Origin of the sequence: Ramlibacter humi, assembly GCF_004681975.1 — a bacterium.
Classification (GTDB): Bacteria; Pseudomonadota; Gammaproteobacteria; order Burkholderiales; family Burkholderiaceae_C; genus Ramlibacter; species Ramlibacter humi.
This window is the reverse complement of sequence record NZ_SMLK01000006.1, coordinates 110813-124372: the sequence shown is the minus strand read 5'-3', so window position 1 is coordinate 124372 and position 13560 is coordinate 110813. Positions and strand designations below refer to the sequence as shown.

Annotated in this window: 5 protein-coding genes, 2 tRNA genes and 2 rRNA genes; 7 read left to right on the top strand and 2 right to left on the bottom strand. The window is 63.1% G+C overall.

From position 1 onward, the window contains the following. Positions 1 to 64 precede the first annotated feature (64 nt). A complete protein-coding gene (locus EZ216_RS16925; protein WP_135250965.1) occupies positions 65 to 1513 on the top strand; it encodes an aminotransferase-like domain-containing protein in 1449 nt (482 codons plus the stop codon). A 9-nt stretch (positions 1514 to 1522) separates the two neighbouring features. Here the strand turns inward: EZ216_RS16925 and EZ216_RS16920 are convergent, their stop codons facing one another. Next, on the bottom strand, positions 1523 to 3193 hold the full coding sequence (locus EZ216_RS16920; protein WP_135250964.1) for a phospholipase D family protein: 1671 nt from the start codon (positions 3191 to 3193) through the stop codon (positions 1523 to 1525). Positions 3194 to 3276: 83 nt separating this feature from the next. Next, positions 3277 to 5151, bottom strand: coding sequence for an ATP-binding cassette domain-containing protein (locus tag EZ216_RS16915; protein ID WP_135250963.1), 1875 nt, complete (start codon positions 5149 to 5151; stop codon positions 3277 to 3279). Between the two features lie 90 nt (positions 5152 to 5241). Between EZ216_RS16915 and EZ216_RS16910 the strand changes: the two genes are divergently transcribed. The 6 genes from EZ216_RS16910 (at position 5242) to EZ216_RS16885 (ending at position 13497) form a co-directional block, all read left to right on the top strand. Further along, positions 5242 to 5694 carry a (2Fe-2S)-binding protein gene (locus tag EZ216_RS16910; protein WP_135250962.1) on the top strand — a complete coding sequence of 151 codons (453 nt, stop codon included), beginning with the start codon at positions 5242 to 5244 and terminating at the stop codon, positions 5692 to 5694. Next, positions 5691 to 7970, top strand: coding sequence for a xanthine dehydrogenase family protein molybdopterin-binding subunit (locus EZ216_RS16905; protein WP_135250961.1), 2280 nt, complete (start codon positions 5691 to 5693; stop codon positions 7968 to 7970). The genes EZ216_RS16910 and EZ216_RS16905 overlap by 4 nt, the downstream gene beginning before the upstream one ends. A gap of 575 nt (positions 7971 to 8545) precedes the next feature. Beyond that, positions 8546 to 10076: ribosomal RNA gene (locus EZ216_RS16900) — 16S ribosomal RNA — on the top strand. Between the two features lie 89 nt (positions 10077 to 10165). Next, a tRNA-Ile gene (locus EZ216_RS16895) sits at positions 10166 to 10242 on the top strand. An 18-nt stretch (positions 10243 to 10260) separates the two neighbouring features. Beyond that, positions 10261 to 10336, top strand: a tRNA-Ala gene (locus tag EZ216_RS16890). Positions 10337 to 10620: 284 nt separating this feature from the next. Then, positions 10621 to 13497 (top strand): 23S ribosomal RNA (locus EZ216_RS16885). The 16S and 23S rRNA genes sit together here with 2 tRNA genes alongside, the layout of an rRNA operon. The last annotated feature ends 63 nt before the right edge of the window (positions 13498 to 13560 follow it).

Below are 13560 nucleotides of genomic sequence, written 5' to 3'. Positions count from 1 at the left end.
ACAGTTGGCCGGATCACTCGGTTCACTGTACTGGTCGATGCGGCGATACACGAAGGATGCCCCGATGCTGATGAAGACTTCCACCCAGTCGCTGACGGAGCAGCTGTCGGGACGCTTCGCGCAGCGCATCCGCGACCGGCTGCTGGCGCCTGGCGCGCGGCTGCCTTCGGTGCGCGAATGCGCGCGCCAGCACGGCGTGAGCCCGTCCACCGTGGTGGCCGCTTACGACCAGCTGTTGGCGCAGGGCCTGGTGGAAGCGCGCAAGAACCGCGGGTTCTTCGTGCGCGAACCTTCGCCCGAGCCGGAAAGCGTTCGCGCCGACGCGCCCGCCGGCGATCGGCCGGTGAGCCCCTGGGGCACCGCCACCGGCTGGATCACGGCGCGCCACGTGGCGCCGACGCAGGCTACCGCGCTGATCCGCGGGATGTTCCACAAGGTCAGCGGCCGGCCGCAGCCTGGGATGGGCGCTTTCCCGCCCGAGTGGCTGGAATCCACTTTCATGCCGGCCGCGGTGCGCAAGGTCACCGGCACCAAGGTGCTGCAGGACTTCTCGCTGCAGTACGGCGAGCCCATGGGCGACTCGAACCTGCGCCGCGTGCTGGCGCAGAAGCTGGCGCGGCTGAACGTGCCGGCCACGCCGGAAAACATCATCACCAGCGTCGGCGCGACGCACGCGCTGGACATCGTGAGCCGCACGCTGCTGCGCCCGGGCGACCCGGTGATGGTGGAGGAGCCGGGCTGGGCGGTGGAATTCGCGCGCCTCACCGCGCTGGGCATGCGCCTGCTGCCGGTGCCGCGGCGCGCCGACGGGCCCGACCTGGAAGTGATGGCCAAGTACTGCGAGGCGCACAAGCCCAAGCTGTACGTCAGCGTGAGCGTGCTGCACAACCCGACGGGCTATTCGCTCTTACCCGGCAGCGCGCACCGCATCCTGCAGCTGGCCAACCAGCACGACTTCCATATCGTCGAGGACGACACCTACAGCCACATCGCGCCGGAACACGCCACCCGGCTGTGCGCGCTGGACGGCCTGCAGCGCACCATCCACGTCAGCGGATTCGCGAAGATCCTGGCGCCCAACTGGCGCGTGGGCTTCCTGGCCGCGCCGCCCGCGCTGGTGGAAAGGCTGCTGGACACCAAACTGCTGGCGACGCTGACAACGCCGGCGCTGCTGGAGCGCGCGCTGTCGCTGTGTATCGAGCAGGGACAGCTGCGCCGCCATTCGGAGCGCATCCGCGCGCGGCTGGACCAGGCGCGCAGCCGCAGCGTGAAGCTGGCGCTGAACGCGGGCTGCCGCTTCGAGTCGGAGCCCGCGGGGCTGTTCGGCTGGGTGGACACCGGCGTGGACACCGACGTGCTGGCCCAGCGCATGCTGGACGAGGGTTACCTGCTGGCACCCGGCGCGCTGTTCCACGCCGAGCGAAAGCCCAGCACGCTGATGCGCATCAATTTCGCGACCACGCAGGACGCCGCGTTCTGGAAGAAGTATTCGGAGCTGGTGCGCCGGATGTGAGCCGCGGGCTCAGAGCATTTCTTCGGGCGCGAACGGGCCGAGCAGGTCGACGAACAGGCGCAGCTTCAGCGGCGCGTCCGGCTCGCTGGTGGCGTCCTTGAAGGGCGCGCCGGGCGGTGCCTTCCAGAGCAGCTGGCCGTCATTGAGCACCACCTGGTAAGCGGCCTGGCTGAACTCGCGCTCGATCAGGCGGGCCGAAGCGTCCGACAGCGCGCGGCTGCGGATCAGCAGCGCCACTTCGCTGTTCTTGCGCTGCGAACGCAGGTCCAGGTTCATCGAGCCGATGACGCTGAGGCGCCGGTCGATGATCACCGCCTTGGAGTGCAGGCTGGCGCGTGACGCGCCGCTCTTGGAGCCGCCCGCCGCGCTGCCGAGGCCGAAACCCGATCCGCCCGAAGAACCGCCGGAGCCGTGCAGGCCTGCGGTCGCGGGATCGGACCGCATCTCGTGCAGTTCCACGCCCACGGCGAGCAGGTCTTTCCGGTAGCGCTTGTAGCCCGCATGCGCCGCCGGCGCGTCGTTGGACGCGAGCGAGTTGGTCAGCACGCGCACCGGGATGCCGCGCCCGCGCAACTCGCGGAAGACTTTCATCATCTCGGCGCCCGGCACGAAGTAGGGCGAGATGATCATCACTTCCTGACGCGCGCCGCGGATCAGCTGCAGGAGGCCATCGACCACCGTCTCGCCCGCGTCGGCTTCGTCGTCGCCGGGACCGATCTTGCCGGGCTCGTCGGCCAGCAGCGTGGCCGGCGCCCAGGTCAGCGTCACGCGCTGCAGGTCCATCGACGGCGTGGGCCTGGGGTTGACGCCGGGCAGCACCTGGCCGTGCGCCGGTTTGGCGGCGGCGGCATCGGCCGGCGCGTCGGGTTCGCGCCTGGCCGGCTGGCTCAGCTTGTCCAGATCGCGCTCCGACAGCAGCGACTGCACCGGGTACGACAGCTCGTCATTCCAGTAGCGGTCGAAGCTGGCCGACATCTGCCGCACGATCGCACCGCCGGCCAGCACGTCGAGGTCGACGAAGGCGCTCTTCTCGTCGCCGCCGAAGTAGGCGTCGCCGAGGTTGCGCCCGCCGGCGATGCCCCAGGCGTTGTCGGCGATGAACAGCTTGTTGTGCATGCGCTTCTGGATGCGGTCGGCTTCGTGCACGGAGCCCAGGAGGCGGGTGATGAGCGAGGCGCGCGAGCCGGTCAGCGGGTTGAAAAGGCGCATCTCCACGCCTTTCTCGAACGCCAGGCGCAGCACCTGCGCGTCGTCGCCCACCGTGTTGAAGTCGTCCAGCAGCACGCGCACGCGCACGCCGCGGCGCGCCGCCGCGCGGATGCGCTCGAGCAGCAGTTCGGTGCTGCGGTCGGCGTGCACCGCGTAGTACTGCAGGTCGAGCGTGCGCTGCGCGCCGTCCACCAGCGCCAGGCGGCTGGACAGCGCCGCGTCGACACTGTCCAGCAGGGTGAAGGCGGACTCGGGTTTGGCGCGTGCCTGCGCGCGGCGTGCCTGCACCAGCTGCCCGAGCGCCGTGGACTGGGGTGCATCGAAAGCGCGCGAGGGTTCGCGCTGGACGTTGCTGGGCAGGCTGGCGCAGCCGGCGGCCCAGCCGGCCAGCAACAGGCACAGCAGCTGGCGCCACCACCAACGGAAATTGAAGGCGGCCGGGATGGCGGACGGTGCGCGCTGCGCTTGCATGGCCCAGTCACTTTAGGGCCGGGCGCGCCGCGGCGGGGCTCGTCCAAGGTCAGCCTTGGACGCGAGTTGCGGACGGCGCGGCCCTACAGGCCGCCCAGCGCTTCCCAGCGTTCCAGGGCGGACATCAGTTCGTCTTCGATGGCGGCGCTGCGGGTGGCGAGCTGCGTGGCGCGGCCGGCGTCGGACGCATAGAGCGAGCCGTCGGCCAGTTCCGCCGCGATGGTGGCCTGTTCTTTCTCCAGCGCGTCGATGCGCTCGGGCAGCGTTTCGAGTTCGCGCTGCTCCTTGTAGCTGAGCTTGCGGCGCGCCGAAGACGCTGGTGCGGGGACGGCGGTTGGCGCCGACGCAGGTGTCGCCTTGGGCGCGGGGGCCGCTGCGGCTTCGGCCCAGGCCCGCGAACGCTGCGACTGCTGCAGCCAGTCCTGCACGCCGCCTTCGTACTCGCGCCAGCGGCCGTCGCCTTCGAAGGCGATGGTGCTGGTGACCACGTTGTCGAGGAAGGCCCGGTCGTGGCTGACGAGGAACACCGTGCCTTCGTAGTTCTGCAGCAGGTCTTCCAGCAGTTCCAGCGTGTCGATGTCCAGGTCGTTGGTCGGCTCGTCCAGCACCAGCACGTTGGCCGGCCGCGCGAACAGGCGCGCCAGCAGGAGGCGGTTGCGCTCGCCGCCGGAGAGGGATCGGACGGGCGAAGCGGAGCGCGCAGGGGAAAAGAGGAAGTCGCCCAGGTAGCTCTTGACGTGCTTGCGCTGGTTGCCGATCTCGATCCACTCGCTGCCAGGGCTGATGAAGTCTTCCAGCGTGGCGTCCAGCTGCAGCGCCTCGCGCATCTGGTCGAAATAGGCGACCTGCAGGTTCGCGCCCTGGCGCACCCGGCCACTGTCCGGTGCGAGTTCACCGAGGATCAGCTTGAGCAGCGTGGTCTTGCCGGCGCCGTTGGGACCGATCAGGCCGACCTTGTCGCCGCGCAGGATGGTGGCGGTGAAGTTGCGAACGATCGTCTTGGCGCCGAACGACTTGCCGACGTCCTGCAGCTCCGCGACGATCTTGCCGCTGGGCGCGCCGGACGCGACGTCCATGCGCACGCGGCCCAGGGCGTCCCGGCGCTCGGCGCGCTTCTGCCGCAAGCGTTCCAGGCGCACGATGCGGCCCTGCGCGCGCGTGCGGCGCGCTTCCACGCCCTTGCGCACCCACACTTCTTCCTGCGCCAGCAGCTTGTCGGCCTTGGCGTTGATCACCGATTCCTGCGCCAGCTGTTCTTCCTTCAGCACCTGGTAGCGGGTGAAGTTGCCCGGGTAGGAGCGCAGCTGGCCGCGATCGAGTTCGACGATGCGGGTGGACACGCGGTCGAGGAAGGCGCGGTCGTGCGTGATGGTCACCAGGCTGCCGCGGAAATCGACCAGCAGGCCTTCCAGCCATTCGATGGCGTCCAGGTCGAGGTGGTTGGTGGGCTCGTCGAGCAGCAGCACGTCGGGCCGCGTGACCAGCGCCTGCGCCAGGGCGACTCGCTTGCGGGTGCCGCCGGACAGGGTGGCGATGCGCGCTTCTTCCGGCAGGCGCAGGCGGTGCAGGGTTTCGCGCACGCGCTGTTCCCAGTTCCAGCCGTCCTCGGCTTCGATGCGGGCCTGCAGCGCGTCGAGATCGCCTTCGCCGCGCGTGTACTGCTCCACGAGCTGCAGCACGCCGGACAGGCCGGCACGCACGCTGTCGAACACCGTGGCTTCATCGTCCAGCGAAGGTTCCTGCGCGACGTAGGCGATGCGCAGGCCCTGCTGCAGTTGCAGGGTGCCATCGTCCAGCCGTTCGAGGCCGCCGAGGATTTTGAGAAGGGAAGACTTGCCGGCGCCGTTGCGGCCGATCAGGCCGACGCGCTCGCCGGCTTCTAGGGAGAACTGCGCGCGGTCCAGCAGCGGCACGTGGCCGAAGGCCAGCTGGGCATCGAGAAGGGTGATGAGGGCCATGGAGCGCGCGATTATGGGCGGCGGGAGTGGAGGCGTTCCCCTATCGGCGCGCTCATCCGCGCTGTTAGAGTGGGCCGCGAGGAGGTGGACGTGCAGCTGAACATCAATGGGCGCGTGGTCGAGGCGCAGGCCGAGCCGGACATGCCGCTGCTGTGGGTGCTGCGCGACGTGCTGAACCTCACGGGCACCAAATATGGATGCGGCGTCGCCGCCTGCGGCGCGTGCACGGTGCGGGTGGATGGGCAGGCCACGCGCTCTTGCGTCACGCCCGCCGGTTCCGTCGCGGGCAAGAAGGTGGTGACCATCGAAGCGCTGGGCACCGCCGCCGCGCCGCATCCGCTGCAGGCTGCGTGGATCGCGGAACAGGTGCCGCAGTGCGGCTATTGCCAGAGCGGCATGCTGATGGCCGCCGCCGCGCTGCTGGAGCGCAAGCCCAAGCCGACCGACGCCGAGATCGACGAGGCCATCACCAACCTGTGCCGCTGCGGCACCTACCAGCGCGTGCGCGCCGCCATCAAGCGCGCCGCGGGCATCAAGGCATGAAGCGCCGCACGCTGCTGCTGGCGGGAACGGCCGGCGCCGGGGCGCTGGTGATCGGCTGGCTGGCGGTGCCGCAGCGGTCGCGCCTGGGCAGCGGCGGACTGTTGCCGCCCGGCGAAGGGCAGGTGGCGCTGAACGGCTGGATCAAGGTGGTGGAAGATGGCGGCGTGGTGCTGGCCATGCCGCGCAGCGAGATGGGGCAGGGCGTGCACACGGCGCTGGCCATGCTGGCCGCCGAGGAGCTGGACGTGCCGCTGCGGTCGGTGCGGCTGGAGCAGGCGGGTGCCGACGCGATCTACGGCAACGTCGCCATGCTGGCGGGCGGGCTGCCTTTCCATCCGCTGGATTCGGAAAAGGAAGACGGCTTCGGGCGCGCGAAGGCGGCGCGCTGGGTGGTGGGCAAGCTGGCGCGGGAGCTGGGCATCAATGCCACCGGCGGATCCACCAGCGTGGCGGATGCGTGGGAGGTGGTGCGGACGGCCGCGGCCACGGCACGTGCTTCGCTGCTGGGCGCGGCGGCATTGCAGTGGAAGCTGCCGGTGGACGAGCTGCAGGTGGTGGACGGCGTGGTGACGCATCCATCGGGCAAGTCGGCGCGCTACGGGGAACTGGCCAAGTTCGCGGCCGCCACGCCGCCGGGCGAAGTCAAGCTGAAGGAGCGCGCGGCCTGGAAGCTGATCGGCAAGCCGGCGCCGCGCGTGGACGTGCCGGCCAAGGTGAATGGATCGGCGGTGTTCGGGTTGGACGTGCGGGTGCCGGGCATGAAGTTCGCTGCGGTGCGCCTGTGTCCGATCCTGGGCGGGTCGCCGGGGCGGGTGGATGGCACGGCGGCGCTGCGCATGCCCGGCGCGGAACGGCTGGTGATGTTGCCGGCGTATGCGGGCACGGCGGCGGGTTTCGCGGTGATCGCGCGCACATCCTGGCATGCGATGCGTGCGGCGGCGGCGGTGAACGTCGATTGGCAACCTCATGCGCGCGGCACGGTGGATTCGGCCGAGGTGGATCGCGCCCTGGAAACCGCCGTCCGCGAACAGGATGGGTTCGCCTTCCATGGCAGGGGCGACGTGCCGGGGGCGGAGCGCGGCGCGGCACGCGTGTTCGAAGCCTGGTACCACGCGCCTTATCTGGCGCACATGGCGCTGGAACCGATGAACTGCACGGCCCGCGTTGCCGCTGGCCGCGTGGAAGTCTGGGTGCCGACGCAGGTTCCCGGCATGGCGCGTGACGTGGCCGCGCGGGTGGCGGGCGTGCCGGCAGACCAGGTCACGCTGCATGTCACTTTGCTGGGCGGTGGCTTCGGCCGCCGGCTGGAGGTGGACTATGTGGCGCAGGCCGTGCGGGTGGCCATGGATGCGGGCGGGGCGCCGGTGCAGCTGGTGTGGCCGCGGGAAGAAGACACGACCCACGACTTCTACCGGCCGATGCAGGTGGCCCGGCTGCGCGCGGCGCTGGATGAGAACGGGGTTCCTTCCAGCCTGCATGTGCGATCGGCCGGCGATGCGATCACGCCGCGTTGGTTCGCCCGTGCGATGCCGATGCTGGCGGGGCCCGTGGATCTGCCCGACAAGACGACGTCGGAAGGGCTGTTCGACCAGCCGTATGGCTTCGCTAACCAGCGCATGGAGCATGTGTCCACCCGATCGCACGTGCCGGTGGGCTTCTGGCGATCGGTCGGGCACTCGCACAACGCCTTCTTCATGGAGAGCTTCGTCGATGAGCTGGCGGCCGAGGCGAAGGTGGATCCGGTGGAGTTCCGCCGGCGCCTGCTGAAGGATGCGCCTCGCTATCTTGCGGTGCTGGATGCGGCAGCCAGGCAGGCAGGTTGGGGAACGCCGCTGGCGCCGGGGCGTGCCCGCGGCGTGGCACTGCACGAATCGTTCGGCTCCGTCGTGGCTGAGGTGGCCGAGGTGTCGCTGGAACAAGGGCGGCCGCGCGTGCATCGCGTGGTTTGCGCCATCGACTGCGGTACTGTGGTGAATCCCGGCATCGTGGCGCAACAGATGGAGAGCGCGGTCGTCTTTGCCCTGAGTGCCGCGCTGAGCGGGCGCATCGACATCAAGGGTGGCGTGGTTCAGCAGCGGAACTACCCGGACGCGCCGCTGGTCACATTGGCGCGTGCGCCCAAGGTAGAGACAGTCGTCGTTCCCAGCGGGCGCTCCCCCAGTGGAGTGGGCGAACCGGGCGTGCCTCCTCTGGCTCCCGCGGTGGCGAACGCCGTCTTCGCGCTGACCGGCCGGCGCCTGCGACGGCTGCCGCTCAGCCTGGATGGTGAAGCGTAAGAAACTGAATCAGTGCGGGACCCCCTCGAATGCGTGCTATAGTCGCGGGCTCCGCTGACGACGGCGCCGCAAGTGCGGTGGCAGACGAAGGCGGAGAGAGCCGAAGAAGAAAAAGAAGAGATTGAGTTGACCGGGACGAAAAAACCGGTATAGAATTCAAGGCTCCGCTGAATACAGCAAGGCAAGCAAGCGATACCGCAAAGCAAGCCGGCAGTAATCAGCAAAAACCCTCAAGGTTGACTGGTCTTAATAAAGCATGTCATAATCGAGGGCTTCGCCGAAAGCGATTCGCCAAGCTGCAAACAACGCAGCGACAAACGAAAAAAATTCGGCAGCGATTGACAAGACGCTAAAAAATCTGTCATAATCCAAGGCTTCGCTGATCGCAGCAAAGCAGACAAAACAAGGCAGGCGCCGAGTCGAGTCAAGCGGTTCGTTAACAACATACAGCCGATAAGCGTGGGCGTTTGATGGCGATTGCCAAGTTCTTCGGAACTATGGTCGCAAGACCATTAAACGCTCAACGAAAAGAAGTGAAGTTCACTTCGATTCCTATTGAGCAACAAATCAAGATCGAACTGTAGAGTTTGATCCTGGCTCAGATTGAACGCTGGCGGAATGCTTTACACATGCAAGTCGAACGGCAGCACGGGGGCAACCCTGGTGGCGAGTGGCGAACGGGTGAGTAATACATCGGAACGTGCCCAGTCGTGGGGGATAACGTAGCGAAAGCTACGCTAATACCGCATACGATCTACGGATGAAAGCGGGGGATCGCAAGACCTCGCGCGATTGGAGCGGCCGATGGCAGATTAGGTAGTTGGTGGGGTAAAGGCCTACCAAGCCTGCGATCTGTAGCTGGTCTGAGAGGACGACCAGCCACACTGGGACTGAGACACGGCCCAGACTCCTACGGGAGGCAGCAGTGGGGAATTTTGGACAATGGGCGCAAGCCTGATCCAGCCATTCCGCGTGCAGGATGAAGGCCCTCGGGTTGTAAACTGCTTTTGTACGGAACGAAACGCGCTGAGCTAATACCTCGGCGTAATGACGGTACCGTAAGAATAAGCACCGGCTAACTACGTGCCAGCAGCCGCGGTAATACGTAGGGTGCAAGCGTTAATCGGAATTACTGGGCGTAAAGCGTGCGCAGGCGGTGATGTAAGACAGATGTGAAATCCCCGGGCTCAACCTGGGAACTGCATTTGTGACTGCATCGCTGGAGTGCGGCAGAGGGGGATGGAATTCCGCGTGTAGCAGTGAAATGCGTAGATATGCGGAGGAACACCGATGGCGAAGGCAATCCCCTGGGCCTGCACTGACGCTCATGCACGAAAGCGTGGGGAGCAAACAGGATTAGATACCCTGGTAGTCCACGCCCTAAACGATGTCAACTGGTTGTTGGTCCTTCACTGGATCAGTAACGAAGCTAACGCGTGAAGTTGACCGCCTGGGGAGTACGGCCGCAAGGTTGAAACTCAAAGGAATTGACGGGGACCCGCACAAGCGGTGGATGATGTGGTTTAATTCGATGCAACGCGAAAAACCTTACCCACCTTTGACATGTACGGAATTCCGCAGAGATGTGGAAGTGCTCGAAAGAGAGCCGTAACACAGGTGCTGCATGGCTGTCGTCAGCTCGTGTCGTGAGATGTTGGGTTAAGTCCCGCAACGAGCGCAACCCTTGTCATTAGTTGCTACGAAAGGGCACTCTAATGAGACTGCCGGTGACAAACCGGAGGAAGGTGGGGATGACGTCAAGTCCTCATGGCCCTTATAGGTGGGGCTACACACGTCATACAATGGCTGGTACAGAGGGTTGCCAACCCGCGAGGGGGAGCTAATCCCACAAAACCAGTCGTAGTCCGGATCGCAGTCTGCAACTCGACTGCGTGAAGTCGGAATCGCTAGTAATCGCGGATCAGAATGTCGCGGTGAATACGTTCCCGGGTCTTGTACACACCGCCCGTCACACCATGGGAGCGGGTTCTGCCAGAAGTAGTTAGCCTAACCGCAAGGAGGGCGATTACCACGGCAGGGTTCGTGACTGGGGTGAAGTCGTAACAAGGTAGCCGTATCGGAAGGTGCGGCTGGATCACCTCCTTTCTGGAAAACCGCAATCCAAATTAAACGCCCACACTTATCGGTTGTTGGAAGATGTCGCCAGCGACGTACTGCTCGTCAGCGACCGGCCTGGGTCTGTAGCTCAGTTGGTTAGAGCACCGTCTTGATAAGGCGGGGGTCGTTGGTTCGAGACCAACCAGACCCACCATCCCATCCAGGAACAAACGGGGGATTAGCTCAGCTGGGAGAGCACCTGCTTTGCAAGCAGGGGGTCGTCGGTTCGATCCCGTCATCCTCCACCAATTTTACCGCTCAACACCAAAGCGGCTTCGACAAGAGGCTGCTTTGTTGTTGACGCCAGCATTGTCTGGCTCAATCGGCTGTTCTTTAACAATTCATAGAGTCGAATCAGCGTTGTTCACGGAAACCGCTTCATGGCGGACCGTGCCGTGGACAACATTTTTGATTGCGTCAACCAAAATTCAATTTCGAAGCAATTCGAATTGAACGGCATAACGCGCCAGGTGAAAGACCTGGCAAGTCCTTGATAAACCAAGAATCCTCGTGAGAGGGGTCAAAGTTATAGGGTCAAGTGACTAAGAGCATGTGGTGGATGCCTTGGCGATGATAGGCGACGAAGGACGTGATAGCCTGCGATAAGCCTCGGGGAGCTGGCAAATAAGCTTTGAACCGGGGATTTCCGAATGGGGAAACCCACCTTTATAGGTATCGCACGATGAATTCATAGTCGTGCGAGGCGAACCGGGTGAACTGAAACATCTCAGTAGCTCGAGGAAAAGACATCAACCGAGATTCCGAAAGTAGTGGCGAGCGAAATCGGAGAAGCCTGCTGGTAATAGCACAAGACTTAGCGGAACGGCTTGGAAAGGCCGGCTACAGAGGGTGATAGCCCCGTACGCGAAAAGACCTGTGTGGTACTGAGCCAGCGACAAGTAGGGCGGGACACGTGTAATCCTGTCTGAACATGGGGGGACCATCCTCCAAGGCTAAATACTCATCATCGACCGATAGTGAACTAGTACCGTGAGGGAAAGGCGAAAAGAACCCCGGGAGGGGAGTGAAATAGATCCTGAAACCGCATGCTTACAAAAAGTCGGAGCCCGCAAGGGTGACGGCGTACCTTTTGTATAATGGGTCAGCGACTTACATTCAGTGGCAAGGTTAACCGAATAGGGTAGCCGTAGAGAAATCGAGTCCGAATAGGGCGTCCAGTCGCTGGGTGTAGACCCGAAACCAAGTGATCTATCCATGGCCAGGATGAAGGTGCCGTAACAGGTACTGGAGGTCCGAACCGACTAGTGTTGCAAAACTAGCGGATGAGCTGTGGATAGGGGTGAAAGGCTAAACAAACTTGGAAATAGCTGGTTCTCTCCGAAAACTATTTAGGTAGTGCCTCAAGTATTACCGTCGGGGGTAGAGCACTGTTTAGGCTAGGGGGTCATGGCGACTTACCAAACCTATGCAAACTCCGAATACCGATGAGTACAGCTTGGGAGACAGAGCACCGGGTGCTAACGTCCGGACTCAAGAGGGAAACAACCCAGACCGCCAGCTAAGGTCCCTAAAATTGGCTAAGTGGGAAACGAAGTGGGAAGGCTAAAACAGTCAGGATGTTGGCTTAGAAGCAGCCATCATTTAAAGAAAGCGTAATAGCTCACTGATCGAGTCGTCCTGCGCGGAAGATGTAACGGGGCTAAGCCAGTTACCGAAGCTGCGGATTTGCACGCAAGTGCAAGTGGTAGGAGAGCGTTCCGTAAGCCTGTGAAGGTGGCTTGTAAAGGCTGCTGGAGGTATCGGAAGTGCGAATGCTGACATGAGTAGCGTTAAAGCGGGTGAAAAGCCCGCTCGCCGTAAGCGCAAGGTTTTCTACGCAACGTTCATCGGCGTAGAGTGAGTCGGCCCCTAAGGCGAGGCAGAGATGCGTAGCTGATGGGAAACAGGTCAATATTCCTGTACCGATGTGCAGTGCGATGTGGGGACGGAGAAGGTTAGCTCAGCCGGGTGTTGGATGTCCCGGTTCAAGCCTGTAGCCGTGCCTGGTAGGTAAATCCGCCAGGCTTAGGTGAGGGGTGATAACGAGGAGGCTTGCCTCCGAAGTGAGTGATACCCTGCTTCCAGGAAAAGCCACTAAGCTTCAGCTGCACACGACCGTACCGCAAACCGACACTGGTGCGCGAGATGAGTATTCTAAGGCGCTTGAGAGAACTCGGGAGAAGGAACTCGGCAAATTGACACCGTAACTTCGGAAGAAGGTGTGCCTTTAGTAGGTGAAGTCCCTGCGGATGGAGCCCAATGAGGTTGCAAAAAATCGGTGGCTGCGACTGTTTAATAAAAACACAGCACTCTGCAAACACGAAAGTGGACGTATAGGGTGTGACGCCTGCCCGGTGCTGGAAGATTAAGTGATGGGGTGCAAGCTCTTGATCGAAGTCCCAGTAAACGGCGGCCGTAACTATAACGGTCCTAAGGTAGCGAAATTCCTTGTCGGGTAAGTTCCGACCTGCACGAATGGCGTAACGATGGCCACACTGTCTCCTCCCGAGACTCAGCGAAGTTGAAATGTTTGTGATGATGCAATCTCCCCGCGGAAAGACGGAAAGACCCCATGAACCTTTACTGTAGCTTTGTATTGGACTTTGAACAGATCTGTGTAGGATAGGTGGGAGGCTTTGAAGCAGGGTCGCTAGATCTTGTGGAGCCAACGTTGAAATACCACCCTGGTGTGTTTGAGGTTCTAACCTAGGCCCGTTATCCGGGCTGGGGACAGTGCATGGTAGGCAGTTTGACTGGGGCGGTCTCCTCCCAAAGCGTAACGGAGGAGTTCGAAGGTACGCTAGTTACGGTCGGACATCGTGACGATAGTGCAATGGCATAAGCGTGCTTAACTGCGAGACTGACAAGTCGAGCAGATGCGAAAGCAGGACATAGTGATCCGGTGGTTCTGTATGGAAGGGCCATCGCTCAACGGATAAAAGGTACTCTGGGGATAACAGGCTGATACCGCCCAAGAGTTCATATCGACGGCGGTGTTTGGCACCTCGATGTCGGCTCATCTCATCCTGGGGCTGTAGCCGGTCCCAAGGGTATGGCTGTTCGCCATTTAAAGAGGTACGTGAGCTGGGTTTAAAACGTCGTGAGACAGTTTGGTCCCTATCTTCCGTGGGCGCTGCAGAGTTGAGGAAGCCTGCTCCTAGTACGAGAGGACCGGAGTGGACGCACCTCTGGTGTACCGGTTGTCACGCCAGTGGCATTGCCGGGTAGCTATGTGCGGAAGAGATAACCGCTGAAAGCATCTAAGCGGGAAACTCGTTCCAAGATGAGCTCTGCCGGGGCCTTGAGCCCCCTGAAGAGTCGTTCAAGACCAGGACGTTGATAGGTCGGGTGTGGAAGCGCAGTAATGCGTTAAGCTAACCGATACTAATTGCTCGTGCGGCTTGACCCTATAACTTTGATCGAGTGATCGATCAGGACAGTTATGCTAGTGGTCGGCGCAATCAAATAAAAG